General features: G+C 61.2%; 22 protein-coding genes, 1 tRNA gene and 1 pseudogene. 12 read left to right on the top strand and 12 right to left on the bottom strand.

Translation table 11 applies throughout. The features are described 5' to 3' along the window. Nucleotides 1–101 precede the first annotated feature (101 nt). Nucleotides 102–178: transfer RNA gene (locus AX756_RS21440), tRNA-Met, on the bottom strand. Between the two features lie 746 nt (nt 179–924). Between AX756_RS21440 and AX756_RS26470 the strand changes: the two are divergent. Then, nucleotides 925–2,563, top strand: a pseudogene (locus AX756_RS26470) (alpha/beta hydrolase). Continuing rightward, the gene (locus AX756_RS21420) at nt 2,563–3,450 is read left to right on the top strand and encodes a dienelactone hydrolase family protein (RefSeq protein ID WP_068316913.1); all 888 of its coding nucleotides are present in this window, start codon (nt 2,563–2,565) and stop codon (nt 3,448–3,450) included. Before AX756_RS26470 ends, AX756_RS21420 begins: the two are co-directional and overlap by 1 nt. Nucleotides 3,451–3,536: 86 nt before the next feature. Here the strand turns inward: AX756_RS21420 and tspO are convergent, their stop codons facing one another. From tspO to AX756_RS21400, 3 genes are all read right to left on the bottom strand, one after another. Then, the gene (tspO, locus tag AX756_RS21415; protein WP_068316910.1) at nt 3,537–4,013 is read right to left on the bottom strand and encodes a tryptophan-rich sensory protein TspO; all 477 of its coding nucleotides are present in this window, start codon (nt 4,011–4,013) and stop codon (nt 3,537–3,539) included. A gap of 348 nt (nt 4,014–4,361) precedes the next feature. Then, nucleotides 4,362–4,892, bottom strand: a complete 531-nt coding sequence (locus AX756_RS21405) for a peroxiredoxin (protein WP_068316905.1) — start codon at nt 4,890–4,892, stop codon at nt 4,362–4,364. 148 nt (nt 4,893–5,040) lie between these two features. Beyond that, the gene (locus tag AX756_RS21400; protein WP_068316903.1) at nt 5,041–5,838 is read right to left on the bottom strand and encodes an IclR family transcriptional regulator; all 798 of its coding nucleotides are present in this window, start codon (nt 5,836–5,838) and stop codon (nt 5,041–5,043) included. 99 nt (nt 5,839–5,937) lie between these two features. On the opposite strand from AX756_RS21400, the gene AX756_RS21395 reads away from it, so the two are divergent. Beyond that, nucleotides 5,938–8,088, top strand: coding sequence for a malate synthase G (locus AX756_RS21395; RefSeq protein WP_156461603.1), 2,151 nt, complete (start codon nt 5,938–5,940; stop codon nt 8,086–8,088). Between the two features lie 3 nt (nt 8,089–8,091). Further along, nucleotides 8,092–8,514 carry a GlcG/HbpS family heme-binding protein gene (locus AX756_RS21390; protein ID WP_068316898.1) on the top strand — a complete coding sequence of 141 codons (423 nt, stop codon included), beginning with the start codon at nt 8,092–8,094 and terminating at the stop codon, nt 8,512–8,514. A 150-nt stretch (nt 8,515–8,664) separates the two neighbouring features. Here the strand turns inward: AX756_RS21390 and AX756_RS21385 are convergent, their stop codons facing one another. The 6 genes from AX756_RS21385 to AX756_RS21360 all read right to left on the bottom strand — a co-directional run bounded on the left by AX756_RS21385 (nt 8,665) and on the right by AX756_RS21360 (nt 14,325). After that, nucleotides 8,665–9,627, bottom strand: coding sequence for a 2-hydroxyacid dehydrogenase (locus tag AX756_RS21385; RefSeq protein WP_068316895.1), 963 nt, complete (start codon nt 9,625–9,627; stop codon nt 8,665–8,667). Beyond that, nucleotides 9,624–9,824 (bottom strand): hypothetical protein, encoded by a 201-nt coding sequence (locus AX756_RS21380; RefSeq protein ID WP_068316892.1) that lies wholly within the window; start codon nt 9,822–9,824, stop codon nt 9,624–9,626. Before AX756_RS21380 ends, AX756_RS21385 begins: the two co-directional genes overlap by 4 nt. A 1-nt stretch (nt 9,825) precedes the next feature. Continuing rightward, nucleotides 9,826–11,178, bottom strand: coding sequence for an amidase (locus tag AX756_RS21375; protein WP_068316889.1), 1,353 nt, complete (start codon nt 11,176–11,178; stop codon nt 9,826–9,828). Beyond that, nucleotides 11,175–12,539: a TRAP transporter large permease gene (locus AX756_RS21370; protein WP_068316885.1), complete on the bottom strand. Its 1,365-nt coding sequence runs from the start codon at nt 12,537–12,539 to the stop codon at nt 11,175–11,177. Before AX756_RS21370 ends, AX756_RS21375 begins: the two co-directional genes overlap by 4 nt. Continuing rightward, nucleotides 12,536–13,147 carry a TRAP transporter small permease subunit gene (locus AX756_RS21365; RefSeq protein WP_068316882.1) on the bottom strand — a complete coding sequence of 204 codons (612 nt, stop codon included), beginning with the start codon at nt 13,145–13,147 and terminating at the stop codon, nt 12,536–12,538. Before AX756_RS21365 ends, AX756_RS21370 begins: the two co-directional genes overlap by 4 nt. An 80-nt stretch (nt 13,148–13,227) precedes the next feature. Beyond that, nucleotides 13,228–14,325, bottom strand: coding sequence for a TRAP transporter substrate-binding protein (locus AX756_RS21360; RefSeq protein ID WP_068316879.1), 1,098 nt, complete (start codon nt 14,323–14,325; stop codon nt 13,228–13,230). A gap of 250 nt (nt 14,326–14,575) precedes the next feature. Here AX756_RS21360 and AX756_RS21355 point away from each other — a divergent pair, with 250 nt between their 5' ends. Next, complete coding sequence (locus AX756_RS21355; RefSeq protein WP_068316876.1) at nt 14,576–15,400, top strand: IclR family transcriptional regulator; 825 nt, start codon at nt 14,576–14,578, stop codon at nt 15,398–15,400. Between the two features lie 116 nt (nt 15,401–15,516). On the opposite strand, the gene AX756_RS21350 is transcribed toward AX756_RS21355, so the two are convergent. Then, the gene (locus tag AX756_RS21350; RefSeq protein WP_068316874.1) at nt 15,517–16,398 is read right to left on the bottom strand and encodes a LysR family transcriptional regulator; all 882 of its coding nucleotides are present in this window, start codon (nt 16,396–16,398) and stop codon (nt 15,517–15,519) included. 96 nt (nt 16,399–16,494) lie between these two features. Between AX756_RS21350 and AX756_RS21345 the strand changes: the two genes are divergently transcribed. The 7 genes from AX756_RS21345 (at nt 16,495) to AX756_RS21320 (ending at nt 20,299) form a co-directional block, all read left to right on the top strand. After that, on the top strand, nt 16,495–16,797 hold the full coding sequence (locus AX756_RS21345) for a DUF2218 domain-containing protein (protein WP_068316871.1): 303 nt from the start codon (nt 16,495–16,497) through the stop codon (nt 16,795–16,797). A gap of 63 nt (nt 16,798–16,860) precedes the next feature. After that, nucleotides 16,861–17,865, top strand: coding sequence for an MBL fold metallo-hydrolase (locus tag AX756_RS21340; protein ID WP_068316868.1), 1,005 nt, complete (start codon nt 16,861–16,863; stop codon nt 17,863–17,865). A gap of 108 nt (nt 17,866–17,973) precedes the next feature. Beyond that, nucleotides 17,974–18,573 carry a protein-methionine-sulfoxide reductase heme-binding subunit MsrQ gene (locus AX756_RS21335; RefSeq protein WP_068316866.1) on the top strand — a complete coding sequence of 200 codons (600 nt, stop codon included), beginning with the start codon at nt 17,974–17,976 and terminating at the stop codon, nt 18,571–18,573. A gap of 53 nt (nt 18,574–18,626) precedes the next feature. Continuing rightward, a complete protein-coding gene (locus tag AX756_RS21330) occupies nt 18,627–19,472 on the top strand; it encodes an SDR family oxidoreductase (protein ID WP_068316863.1) in 846 nt (281 codons plus the stop codon). A gap of 27 nt (nt 19,473–19,499) precedes the next feature. Further along, nucleotides 19,500–19,754, top strand: coding sequence for a hypothetical protein (locus AX756_RS21325; RefSeq protein ID WP_068316861.1), 255 nt, complete (start codon nt 19,500–19,502; stop codon nt 19,752–19,754). 27 nt (nt 19,755–19,781) lie between these two features. After that, entirely contained in the window at nt 19,782–19,967 is a 186-nt protein-coding gene (locus AX756_RS25800) for a hypothetical protein (protein ID WP_156461602.1), read from the top strand. Between the two features lie 38 nt (nt 19,968–20,005). Beyond that, complete coding sequence (locus tag AX756_RS21320; RefSeq protein ID WP_068316859.1) at nt 20,006–20,299, top strand: transposase; 294 nt, start codon at nt 20,006–20,008, stop codon at nt 20,297–20,299. Between the two features lie 445 nt (nt 20,300–20,744). Here the strand turns inward: AX756_RS21320 and AX756_RS21315 are convergent. Further along, nucleotides 20,745–21,009: ATP-binding protein (locus AX756_RS21315; protein ID WP_197431106.1), on the bottom strand; the 265-nt coding region annotated here is incomplete at its 5' end.

Raw genomic sequence — 21,009 nt, 5'->3', positions numbered from 1 at the left:
TGGAGAACGGGCGATTTGGTGAGCAAGTGGTGAGCAAGAAAAAACAACTTACGAGCGCCGTTGCGGGCGCGTCCGTAAGTGTTTGTTTTTCCGTAGAATTCTGGTTGCGGGGGTAGGATTTGAACCTACGACCTTCAGGTTATGAGCCTGACGAGCTACCGGGCTGCTCCACCCCGCGCCAAGAGGTGACTATCTAGGCCTGAACCACATGGGCCGCAAGAGCAAAAACGCCGGAAAAATCAAAAAACTTCACACGTCATTGCTCACCATAACCAAGTCACCAGTTTGGCAAGCAATGAGGGTTGGGAAATGGTTCACCAGCGGCATTCGGACGAAGGCAGTCTGAAGTTGCTGCGTGAGATCAAGTTGGAGCTTGCGGATGGCCCTGAAATTCGGGCGGCCTGTTGCTCAGTCGGTGTCCACGATGCGACCTGCAGCAGTTGGTGTCGGTTCGGTGGAGTGTTCAGGTCGCAGCTATCGGAGTTGCGCAGTCTTGAGAAATATAACGCCCCGCTCAAGAGGATCATGGCACCTTTGGAACTCGACAGGCAGATCCTCAAGCATAACCTGAGTTATCCGAGGGCTTGGCGACGAGTCGGTTTCGTCGGGCCGCCACTCGCAACTGCCAGAAGCTTGTCGCGTTGGAGCGCCCAATCTGCAAGGTAATCGGGCTCTTGCGCTGTTCCATGCAGTAACAGGCCGTAGAGAGGAACGACGATGCCCTTCGGCTTACCATGATCTGCATGGCAACGCGCTATGGAAGGAATGGCTAGTGCAAAGTCGCCGAGGCGTTGCGGATTGAAGGCTTGAACCGCGCCGAGTCTGTCAGAGGCGGGTTGGTTGGTATTCTCCGACGACAGGCAAGACGCGGTTGGCTATGGTCCCTCTTGTTCCATCGCACTGAAATCATGAATCGTTCGGAAGATGACCATGGAAGGCGAGAGAAAGATTTTGGGCACTCTCGAGCCACCAGAGCACGGCTGGGGCCTGCACGTGCCCGGCATGCTGCTCGCAGCCGTGTTCTTTGGAGTCTCGCTTACCCCTTCGCTGATCCCACGCGATCCAGTGATGCAAGGCGGGCTTGGCGGGATCGTGGCCATCCTCGGCTATTGGCTCGGCATGTACGGGCTGTGGTTTTGGCGGTTCCTGCAACTTCCCATGCCATCGGAGAGGCACCGGCCGCGCTTCCGCGTTATCACCTTTCTGATCGCTATCGGCATCTCGGCGGCGTTTCTCTGGAAGACTGCGGATTGGCAGAACGCGACCCGCGCGGTCATGGAACTCGATCCAGTCGAGACGTCTTACCCGATGACGATCGCGGCCGTTGCGAGTGCGAGCTTCCTTGTCCTGCTACTGGCCGGGCGAATCTTCGGCTTCGTGATGTGGCGCCTTGCACGCCATCTGAACCGGATTCTGCCGCCTCGGATTGGCATGGTCACCGTTTTCCTGTTGGTCCTTTACCTGTTCTGGGCCCTTGTTGACGGTGTGCTCATTCGAAAAGCCTTCCAGGCCGCGGATGCGTCCTTCGAGGCAGCCGACATGCTGATTGAACCCGACATCCCCCAACCCCAGGTGGCGGAGAAGACCGGCGGCCCGCAATCCCTGGTGGATTGGCAGGAAATGGGACGTTGGGGGCGTTCCTTCGTTGCGCGCGCGCCAACGGCCGAAGAGATCTCGGAATTCGCCGGCGAGAGGGCGATGGATCCGGTGCGGGTTTGTGTCGGGCGTCGCTCCGCGCGGACCGCGCGTGCCAAGGCTGAACTGGCTCTGCGAGAACTGATCCGGGCCGGCGGCTTCGAGCGCTCGGCTGTCGTGGTCGTGGTCCCTGTCGGCTCCGGTTGGATGGACCCCGGCGGGCATGACACGCTTGATTTCATGCTCGGAGGCGATGTGGCCACCGTGGCGGTGCAGTATTCCTATCGGACCAGCGCGCGAGCTATTCGAAGTGGTCTATAAGTACTGGACCGAACTGCCCAAGCAGGGCCGTCCCGAACTCTATGTGCACGGGTTGAGCCAGGGGGCATTTAACTCCCAGAGCACCATTCCCTTGCTCGATGTGCTGGGCGATCCGATCAACGGCGCCCTCTGGGCCGGCTCTCCCTTCCTGAGCCTGATGTGGCAGCATGTGCGGGACGAACGCCAGCCGGGCAGCCCGGCCTGGCGCCCGATCTTTGGCAACGGCTCCCTCGCCCGGGTGACCAACCAGGAGAATACCGCAGGCATTGCCGCTGCGCCCTGGGGGCCGATCCGCCTTGTCTTCCTGCATTACGCTTCCGATCCGATCGTGGCGTTCACCTTCGGATCCGCCTTCCGTAAGCCGGACTGGATGCGGGAGGAGCGCGCCTTTGACGTCTCGGAGGAGTTTCGATGGTTTCCGGTGGTGACGATGTTCCAACTGGCACTCGATATGGCGATATCGCTTCAGGTACCGCGCTACGGGCATTTCTACATAGCGCCGGACTATATCGACGCCTGGGCCGAGGTCGTGCAACCGGAGAATTGGAACGCGGAGCGCGCCGCCGCGTTGAAGGCGATCTTCGAACGCCATCCGGCGCCGTTCTGATGATCATGGTCGCAAAGATCAGCAAATGGGTTCTCTGGGGGGCGCTCGTCGCCTTCATCTCCGTCGGGCTGATTGGCTGTAATGTGCTGGCGCGCTATCACGGCTTTGGGGCCTCCGAAATGCGGCCAGAAGCTCTCTCCGCGCGCCTCAAACCGGCCTATCGCAGTTATTCGCCACAAGGGAACGGCCCCTGGCCCACGGCGCTGCTGTTCTCGGGGTGCGATGGCCCCAAGGACAACATGGAACGTTGGGCAAAGGAGTTGACCGCCGAGGGCTATGCCGTACTGATCGTCGATAGCCACGGTCCGCGGGGTTATGACGATGCCCAGCTATGGCGCATTGTCTGTATCGGACAGTTGATGCCCGGTCCCGAACGGGCCGGCGATGTCGCGGTCGCGGTCGAGGATGCCCGCGCGATGGATTTCGTGGATCCGAACAGGATCGTTCTGATCGGCGCATCTCATGGCGGCTGGTCCGTGCTCGACATGCTCTCGCTGCACGGACAGGGAAAGCCGCCTCACAACCTGACCCGTTGGCCGGAATCGATCCGGAAAAACGGTCTGGAGGGGATTGTCGGGATGGTCCTGCTCTATCCCTATTGCGGGGGGGCGAGCCAGGTCTACAGCCACGGTTGGCGGGACGACGTGCCGGGGCTGTTCCTGCTGGTCGAGGATGACAGCATCGTCAACGAGGATTCCTGCATCGGGGTGATCGAACGGATGAAGGAAGCCGGGCGACCGGTAGAAGCGCATCTGTTCAAGGGAACGACGCACGGCTTCGATCAGGCGGACAAGAATGCGCTGAGCAACCTGGAGTTCTCGCCGGAAGCGACAAGGGAAGCGGCAGAAATCATGCTGCGCTTTCTTGGCAAGGTCACGAAGCGCTGATGCGCAGGGTTGCCTTCTTCAAATCTCAGTAGCCGTGAGGCCGCATCCCTGGGCTGATGACGCGCCTTCCGGGCAACCGAGGTCGATCAAGGGGCCGGGTTCGCCGCGGAAAGTTCGGGGTTCAGCCTCAGGATCGAATAGTTCAGGCAGGCGGCGACCGAGACCCACGCGATATACGGGACCATCAACACGCCCGCCAAACTGTCGACGAGATAGAACGCCACGCTCGTCGCGGCGACCGAGACCCAGAGCAGAATGATGATGACCATCCCGACGCGCGCACGGTGCAGCCCGAAGAAAACCGGCGTCCACAACGTGTTTAGCGCGATCTGGAGCGCCCAAAGCGCCAATGCGAGACCGCCTCCTTCGGAGACTGCAACACGTGCGGCCGCCCAGGACATCAATAGGTACAGGACCGTCCACACCACCGAGAACATCCACCCCGGTGGGGTCCACGTGGGCTTTCGCAGGTCTCGATACCAATCTCCCGGCGCGAACAGGGCACCGGTCGAACCTGCCGCGAAGCAGGCTGCCAAAAAGATCGCGAATAAAAGCAACGTCATGGTCTCGTATCCTAGATTTGACCGGACAGCGGTCGCGCAACGGCATCGTCACGGAAGACGCCAATCTCGGGCATTGAAACATCCGCGCTGTGATTCCGGCCATAGCCAACATACCCAATTGCGCAGACCATTTGCGGCGACACCCCGCCCTTCACGGCGCAGACAACATGGGTCCGCCAAGGAGTCTGGAGCGTAAAATTCTGCCTGAGATTGTCGCAAGGCTCATTGATCGGGGCATTCGTTTTGCAGGAATTCGACAACGCTCTCGCTCCAACAGGAGAGGCACTGGACAAAAAACGCGGCGCCCCTGACCTTCTCTCGTTGAACCGGCCACCGAACCCACGAATGCTATTGGCGGGATCGCAAGTAGGCCAGCATCGTGTCCGCGTCAGATACCTGCACCGGAACGCCCGTGGGATTGTCCTGAAAATCGGGTTCCGCAAAGACCTTCCGGATCTCTCCGTTCTGGACATACATGGAATACCGCCAGCTACGGCTCCCCATGCCCTGATTGGTCCGGTTTACCAGCATTCCCATTCCCATGCTGAAATCACCGTTACCGTCCGGAAGCATCGACACTTTCTCGATGCCCAGGTGCCTTGCCCACTGATGCAAGACGAATGCGTCGTTCACGGCCAGGCAGACCACGTCGTCGATGCCAAGAGCCATGAAGTCGTCGTAATGGGCCTCGAACCCGGGAAGGTGGCTCTCGGAACAGGCGGGCGTAAAGGCTCCTGGAAGCGCGAACAGGACGACACGACGGTTCGCGAATATCTCCCGGGATGAAACCTGCCTCCATTCGAACGGGTTCGGCCCCGCCAGAGCGTCGTTGCGAACGCGAGTGTGGAAGACTACCTCCGGTACACGTTTGGGATACATCGATTTCTCCTATCCAATGAACGACTGTCGAAGCAGCGCCCGTCATGTTGGTCCCGTAAGCCTGACCGATTTCCTCTTTTCGGCCCGATCGGTGTGACGTGCCGAAGCCTCCCCGCCCCCCCGGTGGAACGGCCTGTGTATCAACCGGTCACTGCGGGGTCCCTCCGATCGCCCGCGTCAACTGGTCTGCCGCGGATCGCACTTCCTTGGCAATGTCGTCGGTGGCATCTGCGGTCAGCCGCGCTGCAAGACCCGACACGGAAATCGCGGCAATCGGTTCAGCCGTTGCCGACCAGACCACGGCCGCGACGCAGCGCATTCCGACCACGTATTCCTCGTTGTCGACGGCAAATCCCTGGGAGCGGATCCGCTGGATTTCCCTCATCACCGCTTCCCGGCTGCCGAGACTCTTCGACGTCATCGGGCGCAAGCCCTGCCGTTCAACCAGTCTTGCGATGGCGGCATCGGGCCAGGTTGCGACGATGGCCTTTCCCATGCCGGAGTTCAAAACCGGAACGCTCCCGCCGGGCGGCGCGATGGCACGCATGATTTCACGGCTCTCCACCTGGGCGATGGTCACCGCCTCCTCCGCCTCGATCACCCCGAGATTGGCGGTTTCCCGCGTCCGGTCGCGCAGCTGTCGCAGGAAGGGATATGCCGGCGCCACGAGATTGCGACGAAGCGAAAAGGCCTCGCCTACCGAAAACGCCCGGTGCCCGACAAGCCAGCGACCGCTCCTTGTGTCGTGCTGGACAAAACCGCGCTGTTGCAACGTGGTGAGAAGACGGTGCGCGGTAGATGGCGCCAGGCCAACATGCCCGGCAAGCTCCGAAAGACCAGCACCACCCGGGCCATCGGCCAGAACCTCCAGCAGTCTGAGCGCCCGGTCCACGGCCTGTACCGTGCCCGATCTGGGTGTGTCGATTGTCGGCGCAGTTTTCGGCATCAGCGGAGGTCATTTCCGTATCGTGGAAAACATTTTCCGAATTTTGGACGAATACTTCGAGGAAATCTACCTTTTCCGAAACTCATGGGAGACATCGACATGGCCTATCTCGAACGCGCAGGATTGCAGGTCACCGACGTTCTGGTGGAATTTGCTGAGACCCGGCTGTTGCCGGGAACCGGCGTGTCGGTGGAGAGTTTCTGGACCGGGTTCGCAACCTTGTTGCGGGACCTGGCGCCTAGAAACCGTCAGTTGATTGCCCACCGAGCGGAACTTCAGGCGAAACTCGACGGCTGGGCGCGCGCTCACAAGGGGCAGGTATTCGATCTCCCCGAGTATCGATCCTTCCTCGAGGAAATCGGCTACCTCGTGCCGGAGGGTGCGCCGTTCCGGATCGGGACGGAAAACGTCGACCCGGAAATCGCCACGATCGCCGGGCCGCAGCTTGTCGTTCCCGTGATGAATGCGCGTTACGCGTTGAATGCCGCAAACGCGCGGTGGCGGTCGCTTTACGATGCGCTTTACGGCACCGATGCCTTGCCGGGCGCGCCTTCCGGGCGCGGGTACGACCCTGAACGGGGTGCGCAGGCGGTTGCCTGGGCCGCCGATTTTCTGGACAGCGCGGTGCCTCTGGCGCGCGGATCGCACAAGGACGTTGCGCGGTATTTCCGCGACGGGACCGAACTTGTGGCGGATATTGCCGGGGAGCCTGTCGGGTTCGCCGATCCGAAGGCGTTCGTCGGGTATTCCGAGGCGGAGAAGAAAGCCTCCTACGTTCTGCGCAACAACGATCTGTACATAGAACTGGCGATCGACCCCGACACTCCTGTGGGGGCTGCGAGTGCTGCGGGCTTACGCGATGTTGTTTTGGAAAGCGCAATGACGGCGATCCACGACTGCGAGGATTCGGTCGCCGCGGTGGATGCCGAGGACAAGGTTCTGGTCTATTCCAACTGGCTCGGGCTGATGGACGGGACGCTGACGGCAACCTTCGAGAAGGGCGGCAAGACGGTCGAACGCAGCCTCGCTCCCGACCGCGCGCTGACCGCACCCGATGGCACGCCGATCACGCTCAAGGGACGCTCGCTGGCGCTGGTGCGCAATGTCGGTCACCTGATGACCACCGACGCTGTTCTGCTGGACGGGGCCGAGATCCCCGAGAGCATGATGGACGCGTTCTTCAACGTGACCGCGGCGATGCATGATCGTGCCCGCAACGAGAACACGAACTCGGCTACCGGCTCCGTCTATGTCGTAATGCCCAAGATGCACGGGCCGGAAGAAGCCGCATTGGCCGACAGCCTCTATGGCCGGGTCGAGGATGTGCTCGGCCTGCCCCGCAATACCGTGAAGCTTGGTATCATGGACGAGGAACGCCGGACCTCGGCCAACCTGGTGGAATGCATTCGCGCGGTGAGAAATCGGCTGGTGTTTATCAATACTGGCTTTCTCGATCGCACCGGGGACGAGATTCGCACCAGCATGTTCCTCGGCCCAATGATCCCCAAGGAAGACATGAAAAACGCGCCTTGGCTGCTGTCCTACGAGGACCGGAATGTCGATGCCGGCATCACGACCGGCCTTGTCGGGCGCGGCCAGATCGGCAAGGGCATGTGGGCCAGGCCGGACGACATGGCGGAGATGCTCACGGCCAAGATCGCTCACCCGCAGGCCGGCGCCACCACGGCCTGGGTGCCGTCACCCACCGCCGCGACGCTGCACGCGACGCATTACCACCACGTGGACGTCTTCGCCCGGCTCAAGGAACTGGCCGGCCGGCAGACGGCAAGCCTCGACGACCTGCTCACCCCCCCGATCCTGTCGGGGCGCAACCTCTCGGCCGCGGAAATCCGCCATGGGCTCGACAACAACTGTCAGTCGATCCTGGGCTATGTCGTGCGTTGGGTCGACCAGGGCATCGGCTGCTCCAAGGTGCCGGACCTGAACGACGCGGCGCTGATGGAGGACCGCGCAACGCTCCGGATCAGTTCACAGATACTCGCCAACTGGCTGGTTCATGGCGTGATCTCGGAAGCCGAAGTGATCGACAGTCTCAAGCGCATGGCGGTGAAGGTGGACGGTCAGAATGCCGGCGACCCGGCCTATCGCCCGATGGCGCCGGAGTTTGACGGGCCGGCCTTTGCGGCGTCGCGCGACCTGATCCTGAAAGGCGTCGACCAACCTTCGGGCTATACCGAACCCCTGCTGCACGCGTATCGTCGGCAGGCCAAGAAATTGCAGGGAGCATGAGACATGCTGACAATTCCCAGACTGGATATCGCCGATGCCCGCGTGTTGATCGCCGGCGCACGGGATAAATCCGAAGAGATCGGCGTGCCGATGTGCATCGCGATCACCGATGAGGGCGGCAACCTGATTGCATTTGAGCGCATGGATGGCGGCAAGGTCACAAGCGTGACAATCGCCATCGACAAGAGCTTCACCGCCTCGGCCGCCCGCAAGGCCACTCATGAATACGGCGCCGCGAGCCAGCCCGGCGCCGCTGCATGGGGCATCGAGTCCACCCTTGGTGGCCGGCTTGTCGTGGTCGGGGGCGGGCTGCCGGTGGTGGTCGATGGCAATGTCGTCGGCGGCATCGGTGTAAGCTCTGGCCTGCCGTCTCAGGATCTCGAGGTCGCGCAAGCCGGCATCGACGCGTTCCTCGCAGGGATCTGAAACGAAAAGGGGGCGGCAGCGAGGCCGCCCGTTACTTGCAGCCGCGCATCACCACGACTGGGCCATTCTCGGCTCCGGCCTGCCCACCGAACATTTACGGGCGACAGGGCCGCAAGCGCGCCGGTCTCGCCTGTTCGGACCTGCGGCAGGTCAGAGAAGATCGCCGGGCGTTTCGCCAGCGAAAAACGCATCCAGGTTGTCGAGAGCACGGAAGCCCATCGCGTCCCGGGTGCGGGTCGTGGCACTGCCAATGTGCGGCAACATGAAGATGTTCTCATGCTCCGCGAAGGCCGGGTTGCCGCCCGGCTCCACGCGGAAGCAGTCGAGCCCGGCCGCCGCCAGCCTGCCGCTGTCCAGCGCCTCCAGCAGGGCCGCCTCGTCAACGAGAGCACCGCGCGCGGTATTGATCAGGATCGCGCCCGACGGGAGTTTCGCCAGCCGGTCGGCGTTCATCAGGTTCTCTGTCTCGGGTGTCGCGGGGCAATGCAGGGACAGGAATTCCGAGACTGCCAGCAGGCTGTCGAGATCGGCGTGAAAGGTCGCCCCGGCTTCGAGCTCCGGGGGGAGCCGGGTCCGGTTGCAGTAGTGCACATCCATCCCGAACCCGCGCGCGCGGGCGGCCATGACGCGACCGACCCGTCCCATGCCGACAATGCCGATCCGGGAACCCGTCACCTGCTTGCCGACCATGAAGGAGGGGCTCCAGAACTTCCAGGATCCGGTCCGTACCATGTGATCGCCCGCCACGGCATGGCGCGCGGCCCCGAGCATCAGCAGCATCGCGATCTCGGCCGTCGCATCGGAGAGCACATCGGGCGTATTGGTCACCGCGATGCCCTTTTCCTTTAGCGCGGGCAGGTCGCAATGGTCGACACCGACCGAATGATTGGCAACGATCTTCAACCGCGGATCGAGGCGCGCCACGACCTCGGCACTGAAGTTCTCCGAATGGCAGGGCATGACCGCATCGGCACGGGCGCTCATGGCGACAATCTCGTCGGCACTCGCCGGAACGTCCGCCTCGTTGAGGATCACGTCATAGCTTTCGCGCGCCCGCGCGATCGTGGCATCCGATACGCGCCGTGGGAGCCAGAGAACGGGCTTTGCGCTCATTTCTTCGTCTTCCGTATCGTTTCCTCCCAGAAGTTGTAGAGGGCGAGACAGATCACGAAGCCGGCGATGATGGTGAATGGCAGCCCGCCCCAGAAACCGGCGAAGCCGGTTGAAATGCTGTGGGCGAGGCCGATGATGAAGATTGCCCAGAGCGATGTGCCGATAAGGCCCATGGTGAAATTGGTCAGTCGGGACATGTCAGATATCCTCCTCGTTCTCGGAAAGGCTCTTCAAAAGCCAGGACGCCGTACGCAGGAGCCGGTCGTCCAGTTCACAGGCGCCAACCAGTTGCGTGCCGATCGGCAAACCCTGCGCGCCGACAAGGATCGGTAGGCTCACGCAGGGCAGCCCGGCCAGGGTCCAGATCCTGGAGAAGGCCGGATCTCCGGTAGTTCCAGCGGAAAGGAGTGGCGCCTCACCCGTGGCACTCGGCGCCAGGATCGCGTCGAAATCCTTGAAGTGTTCTGCAAAAAACGTCTCTGCCGACGCCTTGACCGCAAGTGCATCCTCGTACTGCGCCTGGCTGATCGCGCGCGCACGTTCGATCACGGCGCGCAGGGTCGGGCTGAGCCGATCCTGATCCCGTTCGATAAGTTCCCGGAAATTCTGCAGGAACTCATACTCGTGGATCGTCTGCTGCACCTGCCCGAGATCGGACAGTTGGGGCGCCACGTCGAAGCGTTGCACCCGCGGCCCAAGCGCCTCGATCACCTGCTCGTACCCCTCCCGCGCATCCGGATCGAGCCGGTCGTGGAAGGCGAGGTCGAACCAGGCGATGTCTGGGGCCACGGGCGGCTCGGCCTCCACGCCAGCTACCATCGCAGGGCGCGGACGTGGCAGGCTCAGGGGGTCGCTCGGATCATAACTGCCGAGAACCTCGGCCAGAAGCGCGACATCTTCCAGCGTTCGGCCAAAGACCCCGACCTGGTCGAGTGTTTGGGATGTCTGGAGCACGCCCCGCCGCGAGATGGTGCCACGTGTCGGCTTGAAGCCGAAAACGCCACAGAACGAGGCCGGACGAATGACCGAACCGGCAGTTTGCGTGCCGACCGCGAGCGGAACCTGGCCCGCAGCGACAGCCGCGGCGGAACCGCTGGAGGAACCGCCCGGGCTGCGACTGGAATCCCAAGGATTTGTCGTGGTGGTCGGGTGGGCGAAGGCGAATTCGGTGGTGCGGGTCTTGCCGAGGATTACCGCCCCGGCTTCGCGCAGTCGCTCGACGATGCAGGCATCCGCTGCTGGGCGGTTGCCGTCAAATATCGGAGAGCCGAAGGCCGTCGGGGCGTGAGCGGTATCCACGATATCCTTCAGCCCGACCGGCACGCCATGCAGCGGCCCGGTCGCCCGCCCCGCTCGACGGATCTCGTCCATCTCTCGCGCCTGGGACAGCGCCGCCTCGGGATCCAGATATTCCCAGGCCTGAATGGTGCCGTCAGTTTCGGCGATGCGTGCCAGACAGGCCTGCACCAGCGCCTCCGAGGTCAGAACGCCGGATCGGATCTCCGCGGCCGCTTGTGCGGCCGGGAGTTGGGTCAGATCTCGTCCGTTCACGGTACATAGACTCCGAACAGCGCATCAGGCAGCCAGAGCGCGATACCCGGGAACTGGTACATCAGCACCATGCAAAGGATGACGATGCCCAGATACGGAATGATCCCGCGGAAGATCTCCATCAGCTCGATCTGGTTCTTGAGAACCCCCTTCAGGTAATAGGCTGACATCGCCATCGGCGGTGTCAGGAACGAAGTCTGGAGGTTGAGCGCCACCAGCATTGCGAAGAAGTAGGGGTTGACCCCGAAGGTATCGAGCATCGGCAGGAAGATCGGCACGAAAATGATCAGGATCTCGGACCATTCCAGCGGCCAGCCGAGGAGGAAGATGATGAGCTGTGCCATGATCAGGAATTGCCAGGGTTTCAGGTCCATGCCGACCACCCAGTGCTCGATCACGTCGTGCCCGCCGAGATAGGAGAAGATCGACGCGAAGGTCCACGACCCGACGAAAAGCCAGCACACCATGGCCGTGGCCTTGGCCGTCAGAAAGACGCTTTCCTTCACCCGCTCCCATGTCAGGGATCGATACAACATTGCCAACACGAGGCCTCCAAGAGCGCCCATCGCCGCCGCCTCTGCCGGCGTTGCCAGCCCGCCCAGGATCGAGCCCAGAACCAGCGCGATCAGCACCGTCAACGGTACAAAGGAAATCAGCAGATCGAGATAGATCTTCGAGGGGGGCGGAACGTCCTCGTCGGAGGGCTTGGGGGCCAGAGACGGGTTCAGCATGACCCGAACGATCACGTAGACGATATAGAGCCCAGCCAGCAAAAGCCCCGGGAACACCGCCGCCGCGTAAAGCCGCAAGGGCGACAGTTCGGCGATGGCGGCATAGACGATCAGCATGATCGACGGCGGGATCAGGATCCCCAGCGTGCCGCCCGCGCAAATCACCCCGGAAGCGAAGCTGCGGTTATAGCCGGCCTGCGCCATAGCCGGATAGGCCAGAAGCCCCATCAGCGTCACCACCGCGCCCACGATACCCGAGGCCGTCGAAAACACCGCACAGGTCAGCAGGGCCGCGATTGCCAGCGATCCCGGAAGGTTGCGCGCCGCCATGTAGAGCGAAAAGAACAGCCGGTCGACGATGTTGGCCCGTTCGACCACGTATCCCATGAAAAGGAACAGCGGGATCGCCACCAGCGTATCGTTCTCCATCACCGAATAGGTATTCTGGTTCAGCAGGTAGAAGATGTTGTTGTTGAAGATGTCCGAAAACGTCTCTGGCGGGCCGTTGTAATAGGCGTAGTAGCCGAAGCCGACGCCCATCGCGAGAAGCGTGAAGGCGATGGGAAACCCAAGCAGTACCAGTAGGATGAACAGGCACAGCATCAGGATAGCAACATGTGGATCCGTCATTTTGTTATGTCTCTTGTCTCGTCGGCGTTGCCATAGATTTCCGGGTGATCTTCCTGCATGTGCATCAGCATGTCTTCGGTCTCTCGGACGTCGTCGATGCGGGCAAGCCACTCACCGCTGCGCATTGCCAGCCAGCAACGCATCATTTCCGCTGCCCCCTGCAGCATCAACAACGCGCCGGCGATCGGGATCAGCGTCTTGAAGAAGTAGATCTGAATTCGTGCAGGGCTGTTCCAGCTCACTTCCTTGTAGCGCCAGCTGTCGGAGGCGATTTCCCAGCCATACCAGAACAGCGCGAACATGCCGGGGAAGAAGAAAAGGATGTAGAGCACGAAATCGATGCGCGCCTGCCAGCGGACCGAGAACAGCCGGTAGACGACGTCCCCGCGCACATGTGCGTCCTGCGCCAGCGCATAAGCGCCCGCCATCAGGAATAGCGCTCCATACATCTGCACCATCATGTCGAAGGCCCAGACGGTCGGTGAGTTCAGCACGTAGCGCACGAACACTTCGTATGACACCGACAGGGTCAAAATAAGAATGCACCATCCGAAAGCCTTGCCGACCCATTGGCTCAGCCCCTCGATGGCATGGATTGTCTTGATCAACGGCTCACCCTCACCGCAATAGTCGTGACGCGAAGGCCGCGGTCAGGCGGCCTTCGCTCCAGTCCGTGCCTGAACCCGTGTCAGCCGAAGTAGTGGTTGTAGGCCAGCCGGTAGTCGGGCTGGTTCAGCCCCAGGTAGAACATCACGTCCTTGGCATAGGCCTTCTGGGACTCGACGACCTTGGCGAAGAAGGGTTCCTCGGCGGAGATCCGATCCACGACCTTGTCCCATGCCGCCAGCTGGGCTTCCATGACACTGTCGGGCGTCCGGTAGACATTCACGCCTTGCTCTTCACGCAGGGTTCTGAGGTCCTTGGCGTACTGGGTGGTGTTGTTCCACCAGAAGTTTGAGTTCTCCGCCATCGAAGCGTTCTTGATGATCGCCTTGTGCGCGTCGGAAAGGGCTTCGAACTTGTCCTTGTTGAAGGTGATCTCGAAGAATTCCTGGCTCTGGTGGAACGAGGCCAGGTGGTAGTGCTTGGAGACGTCCTGCATGCCGAATTCACGGTCCGAAGTCGGGTTGTTGAACTCAGCCGCGTCGATCAGGCCGGACTTCATCGCCGGCTGGATCTCGCCGCCCGGCAATTGAACGACCGACATGCCCATCTCAAGCAGAACGTCGGCGGCAAGACCGACGGTGCGGTATTTCAGGCCCTCCATCTGGCTTGCGTCGGTGATCTCTTCCTTGAACCACCCCAGCGGTTGCGCCGGCATCGGCGAGTTGAAGAACGACACGACGTTGAGCCCGAGCTCGGCCATCAGTTCTTCGAACAGCTCCTGCCCGCCACCGTGATGGATCCAGCCGAGCACTTCCTGGCTCGACCAACCAAAGCACGGGCCCGTGCCGAACAGCGACGCCGCCTTGGATTTGGAATACCAGTAGGCGCAGACGTAGTGCGCCGCATCGAGCACGCCGCGGTGCACCGCGTCCTGCATCTGGCTTGTCTTGACGACCGAATCCACCGGAAGGACCTCGATCTGCAGCGATCCGCCGCTCATCTCTGCCACGCGCTGCGCGAAGGTCTTTGCGTTCTCGAGCCAGATGCCTCCCCCCCAGGCGGCCTGCATCTTCAGCGTCGTTGTGCCCTGAGCCTGAGCGATCGAAGGAGCGGCGAGAGCGGCTGCACCAGCAATTGCGGATCCGCGCAGGAATTTCCTGCGGCTGGTTTGGTTTGTCATGATTTCCTCCCAGAATCATAGTTTGTTGTCGGTCCGACCACGAAGGCCGAAAACCGCTGAGCCTTGTGTGGGCTCCCGTTGAGCTTAACGGATCCGACAGGTTTTTCAATTTTTCCGAAAAAATTCATCTATATACGGAATTTCCACGTAATAAATTGAATTTATTGAATATATGTGATTTCAACTTTCGAATGGAAGGGTCGAACTTTGTTCGGTATCAAGCGACCCAAGCGGATTCTGGAGGATGGACATGACGCATGGCAAGAACTTCGGGCCGCGCGGCAGGCCTGCAAATGCGTTCTCGGAACCTGGCCAGACCGTGATCGTAGCGCTCGATCGGGGAATGCGCGTGCTCGAACATATCGCCGCAAGCGGCGGCGCATCGCTGTCAGATTTGTCCCGAGCCACGGGGATCCCGGCGGCTTCGATGCATCGCATCCTCGCGACGATGAAACTCCGCGGAATGGTCGAGTTTTCCGACACGCTCCAGAAATGGTTTATTGGCACACAGGCGTTCCGGATCGGCAACGCTTACCTGAACAGGTCGAATATCGTGGAAGCGGCACGCCCGATCATGCGTGAGCTTTCCGAGCTGACTGGCGAGACCTGCAATCTCGCGGTGGAGAACAGCGGCGACGTGGTGTTTCTCTGCCAGGTCGAATCGGACAATCCGATCCGCGTCTTTTTCCGGACCGGCACCCGCGGTTTCATGCATGCGTCCGGCATTGGAAAAACCCTGATGGCGCATATGAGCCCGGCGCAGGTCGATGCGATCCTGCAATCCAAAGGGCTTCCGTCCTTCACGCCCAACACGATCGTGGACAGGCAGAAATTCCGGAAAGAACTCGAAGTGGTACGAACTCGCGGATGGGCACTCGACGATGAAGAGCGGTTCATCGGAATGCGCTGCATCGCTGCTCCAGTCTTCAATTCCTTCGACGAGGCCGTGGCCGGGGTTTCGGTTTCCGGCCTGACCCTGAGACTGCCCGATGACTCGCTTGAGCGTATGGGGCGGCTGGTGAATGAGGCCTGTCAGCGCGTGACCGACGCCTTCAATGGTCGGCTCATCGAATAGCGCTGGACTGTGCCGGAGCATGTGCTGGGGTCGAGGCGCCCAGCCGAAGATCTCTTCGTCCGGCCGCATTTGAGCTGGACAGTCCAAATAGGCCGCCAAGGTCGCGGCGGCGCAAACTAAATGTGATGGTCGGCCAGGAACCGGACGAACAACAGCGTCAGGTTCTCTCGACGGGACGTGTCGGGCCACAGCGCATGGACGCCGAGCGGGCGCGGGCACCAGTCCGGTAGCAGGCGGACAAGCTCGCCCGATGCCTCTCCGCGTTCCACGAGATAGGACGGAAGGACCGTCACGCCGACATTCAGCCGGGTGAAATAGGCGAGCGCTTCAGCGCTGTCGACCTGGAGTTGCGACCGCCCGGTGACCTTTGCGGTTTCACCAGAGACCGAGGTGAGGTCCACGGCATCCGGGCGATGCTCGAACCCGATCCAGTCCCAGTCTTCCAGATCGGCCGGGGTGCGTGGCGTCGGTCGCGACGCAGCATATTGAGTGCCGGCAACAACAACGCGCTCCATGTTTCCCAGCTTGCGGGACATCATCGAGCTGTCCTCCGGCCATCCGGCCCGGATATTCACATCATAGCCGTCTTCCAGCAGCCCCACCGGATAGTCCGTGTAGGAGACCGAGAGCGCCACATGCGGATGCAGGCGGATGAACTTGGCGATGGCGGTCGAGATCCCCGAGGACGACATGAAGGCCGGCATGGAGATCCGAAGCGCGCCCGCCGGTTCGAGGGAAAGCGCGTTCAGCTCGTTCAGGCCGGTCTCGGCGCTGCGCAGCATGTCGGCCACGCGGGCATAGAAGATCCGCCCCTCGTTAGTCAGCGCGATCCGGCGCGTTGTCCGGTAGAGCAATGTAATTCCGAGGTAGTTTTCGAGGTCGGACACGGTTTCGCTGACCCGCGACGGGGAAATGCCGATCGCATGCGCGGCAGCGCGAAAGGAGCCTTCATCCACGACCCGCGCGAAGATGGCCATGTGCCTGAGATGATCAATCATTGTTCTGCCTAACGGAACTATATCTTCCAATATCACCAGATACTCAAATCAATACACCGCAAATACTGTCCTTTCGAGACATCAAGGAGCAGTCATATGGAAACACGCGCTGAATTTCACACAGCCAAGGGCGCGCAATATATCGCGTCGTTGTGCAAGCATTTCGGGCGCAAGGTCCCGGTGAAGACCAGCCGCCAATCTGGCCGGATCGAGCTTCCATTCGGCCTCTGCCTGCTGACGGCCCGGGACGACGTTCTGGAACTCGCCGTTACCGCTGAAAGCCGGGCGGAACTGGACAAGGCGGCAGAGGTACTCGGCAGTCACCTTGAACGCTTCGCCTTCCGTGAAAACCCCGAGATCATCTGGCAACCAGCCCCTGACAAGGACGCAGGCAGCTAAGCCCCGAGGCGGCCGGGCAAAAGGCCGACGCCCCCACTCCAACCCACCAACGAGGAAAGACAGATGCGCAAGCTACTTGCAGCAACGACCCTCACATTGAGCCTTTTGCCCCTCGTCGTACTGGCAGAAGAGCCGTTCGACTACGAGGCCACCAAGGCCCGGTACAGCTCCCGCGACTTCGTCTACGAACCGCTCCCGGAGGAAGGCTACGGCTATTACAAGATCGCCGCGAATGCCTGGTTCGTCTATGACGACTTCGAAAACATGGTGTTCTTCGAAACAGACGATGGCGTCGTCGTGGTCGATCCGAAACCGGACGTCTCGCCCTTCGCGCTCGAGGTGATCCCGCAGGTGACAGACAAGCCGATCACCCATGTGATCTATTCCCACCACCACCGCGATCACAGCCAGGGCGCGCATCTCTTCCCCGACGAGGCCGTGCTGATCGCCTCGAAGGAAACCGCCGATCTGCTGGCGGAGGCCAACGACCCCAAACGTCCGATGCCGGATGTCGTGTTCGAGACCGAATACACCCTGGAAACCGGCGGGCTGACGTTGGAACTGCGGGACCTGGAGCGCAACTGGCATTCGCAGAGCGACATGCTGATCTGGGCGCCGGAGCAGAAGATCCTCTGGGCCATCGACATGTTCCACCCCGATGCCGCGCCGTGGATCCACTTTGGCGAAAGTACCGATCCATGGTTTGCCTTCGGCCTGCCGGACCGGTTGCTGGCCGAATACGACTTCAACTTCGTTATCACCGGACATGAGCGCATCGTTGGCACGCCGGAGCACATGGAGCTCTATTCGGCCTTCATCAAGGACATGAAGCAAACCATCGGTGGCATCGTGCAGAGCGACTGGTACCACAAGGAGATGGCTGCGGTGCAGACGCGCTACGACGAAAGCGCGGCGCATTACATCTACAAGGCCGGAATCATGACCGCGTCCAATGCCTGCGCCGAACAGATGATCGAAAAATGGGACGGCACGCTGCGCAATGCGCCGCTGAACATGGTTGAGAACTGCCAGACCATGTTCATGCACCAGATCGTGCTCGATCCGTAGGACCCAGCCCAAACCTGCCCCTCGGGCATCGCGGGAAGCGACATTCGTGACGCCCACCTGCGCCTTTCCCCTAGCGCCATGCGCAAAGATCACCAAAGGACCACGAATATGCTCGCGCGATTTTCTCCCTACTGGCTCTGGGTGCTACTCGCCCTGCCTGGCTTCGGCGCCCTGATGGGGCTGCTCAACGCGACGGACGCCGAGGCCGTGTACGACGCCCTTCACCCGACCGGTGAGTTCGCCGCGCGGTTCATGATCATCGCCATGCTGGCCTCGCCCCTGGCGCTCGTGTTTCGCGGCTGGCGCGGTCCGCGCTGGTTGCAGAAGAACCGCCGCTACTTCGGCGTCGCGGCCTTTTTCTACGCATTGGCCCACACGATCCTCTATCTCGTCGACCTCGGCGCGCTTCCGAAGGTCGTCTCCGACCTGCCGAAATTCTACATCTGGGCCGGCTGGATCGCCTTCCTTGTCTTCATCCCGCTTGCGGTCACCTCGACAGACGGTTGGGTGCGGGCCCTCGGGACAACCTGGAAGCCGTTGCAACGCGCGACCTACGTGGCCGCTGTTCTGACCCTGCTGCACTGGGCGGCGCTGCATGACTGGGCGGAAACATCTGCCGCCCTCGTTCACTTCGTGCCGCTGGGACTGCTCGAGGCTTACCGGGTCTGGTATTGGTACCTGCGCCCAAGGCCCCAACACGCCGCCTGAAATCGCACCTGCATCCGGTTGCGCCAAGCTCTCAAGAAACAGGAATTCGTAACATGACCATTGCTGTCACCGCCGTTTCCGGCCAACTCGGCACCTCCATCGCCAGGGCCCTCGTCGAAATGCATACCGGCGAACCCGTCATCGGCCTCGCCCGCACGCCCGAAAAGGCACCAGATCTCGGGATCGAGCTTCGCCCCGGCGATTATGACGACGCGGAACAGTTGCGCGCCTCTCTGGCCGGGGTGGACACCGTGCTTCTGATTTCCGGCATGGCGGCTCCCGATCTCCGGATCGGTCAGCACCGCAACGTGATCGATGCCGCCAAGGCAGCCGGGGTGTCAAAGATCGTCTACACCTCCGTTCAGGGCGCAGACGAAGGCACGAGCTTCTCGCCCATCATCAAGAGCAATCGTCAGACCGAGGCGGACATCCGTGACAGTGGTCTTGACTGGGTCATCGGCCGCAACGGCATTTATATCGAGCCGGATGTGGAATATATTGAGACCTACAGGAAGGCCGGTGAGATCGCCAACTCCGCCGGTAACGGCCGTTGCGGATACACCACCCGCCCCGAGTTGGCCTTCGCCTATGCCCGGATGCTGATCGGGGCTGAGCACAACGGCCAGACCTATCTGCTGCATGGCGAGGCGCTCACACAGGCGCAATTGGCGGAATATCTCAACCGAACTTTCGGCACGGACCTTACCTATCGTCCGATGTCTCACGACGACTACAAGGCCGACCGCATCGCCGAGCTGGGAGAGTTCATCGGCACGGTTATCGCCGGGATCTACCGGGGCATCCACGATGGTGCTCTCGATGCCCCCAGCGATTTCGAAACAGCCGCCGGTCGCCCGCACAGAAGTTGGGACGACTATTTCGCTTCGCTCAAAGGATAGGGCCTGACCACACCCGAGGAACAACGGATGAAGCTCGTCAACACTCTGAAACACGCGATGAATGATCCCGCATTCAGAGAGAAAGTCGTGGAGAACCAAGATCCTGAGAACAGGAAGATTGCGAGCGAGGTCTTGTTTGAGAAAGCATTGCGGACGGGATGGCGAAGGGAGATCGGCCTCCACAAGAAGCATGCCCCTGATGAGGACTTAAAGCAGGGGATGCACGCGGCCCTTTTGCGAATGATGGATAAGAGGATCTCGAATCCAGAACTCGGATTGTGACGCAGCGTAGCCGCCAAGTTGACCATGATGACAGAGACGGATTTTCTGAAGGGCTGGCCTAAGCGCATGAATGCATTGGCGAAAGGCCCGCCGCGTTTATCGCTGTATCGCGATGATTCAATTGATCTCGTGGGCGATGTCATTGAACCGAAAGGGCAGTTCATTCGTAAGCGCTTCGCCGATCCCCTCCTGCCGTTTCCGCGTTTGACGTGAGATTCCTGTCGCGATGAGACAGAACATGGGACGTCAAAATGGACGGCTATTTGGACGGCTCGACCGATGGTTTCGCGGGCAGCATGGAAGTCATCGAAGGACACAGCGGGCGGCGGCGGCGGAGCGAGGCTGAACGGGCGCGTATTGCCGCTGAAAGCCATGTACCTGGCGTGAAGGTGGCGGATGTGGCGCGGCGGCACGGTTTGACGCGTTGGCAGGTTTACGACTGGCGTAGGAAGTTGGCGGCAGGCAAGCTGGCCTTGTCGGAGGATGCGGTTTCCGAGCCAGCCTTCGCGGCGCTTGTGGTTGAACCGAGCCAGAGTTCACACTAACCGACGAACTGACAGCCATCGATACCGCAGCGACAGCGCTTTCCCGCACCGCGAGGCGGGATTTGTCTGACATGCTGGCACCGTTTCTTGCCAGGAGGCAACGACACTGCGTGGGAGAAGGCAGTATTCCCGGCAGAACGACCTACCCGGTTCTCCAGAACCACGGGCGCCCAAAACGGCTCTCTATAACCAAACCTCAAGCTGAGCGTCTTGAAGAAGTGGCCCGTCTCTGCCGAGAGTTGGCTCCTGGTTTAACCGTCACAGCAGTCGAACGCAGTCGTTTTGGGAACACCAGCACACGTGTCAACGGCGGTGCAAAATCCGGCCACGGGGCGGAGCAAAATTCGGCCAGTCTGGGCGTGACTGGCGCCTTGGCAAACGTGCTCCTCATATAGCTGACGGTTGCCAAGGCGCCTTGGTCCGCAAGGACCAATCCGAGCGCGGTTCAGGAGTTCTGCTGGGCCCTGCTCTGAGCGAGGCGATAGCTGTCGCCGTTCATCTCCAGGATTGAGACATGATGGGTCAGGCGGTCGAGCAAGGCCCCTGTGAGGCGCTCCGATCCGAAGGTTTCGGTCCATTCATCGAACGGTAGGTTCGATGTAATCAGGATGGAGCCGCGTTCGTATCGCTGGGAGATCAGTTCGAACAGCAACTCGGCTCCGTGTCCGTCGTCAGATAATTTGGGACGCTTGAGCGTTTTTCGGATTGGA

Origin of the sequence: Aliiruegeria sabulilitoris (genome assembly GCF_001558155.1) — a bacterium.
GTDB lineage: Bacteria > Pseudomonadota > Alphaproteobacteria > Rhodobacterales > Rhodobacteraceae > Tropicimonas > Tropicimonas sabulilitoris.
Note: the sequence above shows the minus strand (reverse complement) of the source record. Positions and strands in the feature narration are given on the sequence as shown.

Excerpts from the sequence above, each read along its gene's own strand:
- AX756_RS21420 (WP_068316913.1), top strand. The coding sequence starts at position 2,563 with ATGATCATGGTCGCAAAGATCAGCAAATGGGTTCTCTGGGGGGCGCTC.
- tspO (WP_068316910.1), bottom strand. The coding sequence starts at position 4,013 with ATGACGTTGCTTTTATTCGCGATCTTTTTGGCAGCCTGCTTCGCGGCA.
- AX756_RS21405 (WP_068316905.1), bottom strand. The coding sequence starts at position 4,892 with ATGTATCCCAAACGTGTACCGGAGGTAGTCTTCCACACTCGCGTTCGC.
- AX756_RS21400 (WP_068316903.1), bottom strand. The coding sequence starts at position 5,838 with ATGCCGAAAACTGCGCCGACAATCGACACACCCAGATCGGGCACGGTA.
- AX756_RS21395 (WP_156461603.1), top strand. The coding sequence starts at position 5,938 with ATGGCCTATCTCGAACGCGCAGGATTGCAGGTCACCGACGTTCTGGTG.
- AX756_RS21390 (WP_068316898.1), top strand. The coding sequence starts at position 8,092 with ATGCTGACAATTCCCAGACTGGATATCGCCGATGCCCGCGTGTTGATC.
- AX756_RS21385 (WP_068316895.1), bottom strand. The coding sequence starts at position 9,627 with ATGAGCGCAAAGCCCGTTCTCTGGCTCCCACGGCGCGTATCGGATGCC.
- AX756_RS21380 (WP_068316892.1), bottom strand. The coding sequence starts at position 9,824 with ATGTCCCGACTGACCAATTTCACCATGGGCCTTATCGGCACATCGCTC.
- AX756_RS21370 (WP_068316885.1), bottom strand. The coding sequence starts at position 12,539 with ATGACGGATCCACATGTTGCTATCCTGATGCTGTGCCTGTTCATCCTA.
- AX756_RS21360 (WP_068316879.1), bottom strand. The coding sequence starts at position 14,325 with ATGACAAACCAAACCAGCCGCAGGAAATTCCTGCGCGGATCCGCAATT.
- AX756_RS21355 (WP_068316876.1), top strand. The coding sequence starts at position 14,576 with ATGACGCATGGCAAGAACTTCGGGCCGCGCGGCAGGCCTGCAAATGCG.
- AX756_RS21350 (WP_068316874.1), bottom strand. The coding sequence starts at position 16,398 with ATGATTGATCATCTCAGGCACATGGCCATCTTCGCGCGGGTCGTGGAT.
- AX756_RS21345 (WP_068316871.1), top strand. The coding sequence starts at position 16,495 with ATGGAAACACGCGCTGAATTTCACACAGCCAAGGGCGCGCAATATATC.
- AX756_RS21340 (WP_068316868.1), top strand. The coding sequence starts at position 16,861 with ATGCGCAAGCTACTTGCAGCAACGACCCTCACATTGAGCCTTTTGCCC.
- AX756_RS21335 (WP_068316866.1), top strand. The coding sequence starts at position 17,974 with ATGCTCGCGCGATTTTCTCCCTACTGGCTCTGGGTGCTACTCGCCCTG.
- AX756_RS21330 (WP_068316863.1), top strand. The coding sequence starts at position 18,627 with ATGACCATTGCTGTCACCGCCGTTTCCGGCCAACTCGGCACCTCCATC.
- AX756_RS21325 (WP_068316861.1), top strand. The coding sequence starts at position 19,500 with ATGAAGCTCGTCAACACTCTGAAACACGCGATGAATGATCCCGCATTC.
- AX756_RS25800 (WP_156461602.1), top strand. The coding sequence starts at position 19,782 with ATGACAGAGACGGATTTTCTGAAGGGCTGGCCTAAGCGCATGAATGCA.
- AX756_RS21320 (WP_068316859.1), top strand. The coding sequence starts at position 20,006 with ATGGACGGCTATTTGGACGGCTCGACCGATGGTTTCGCGGGCAGCATG.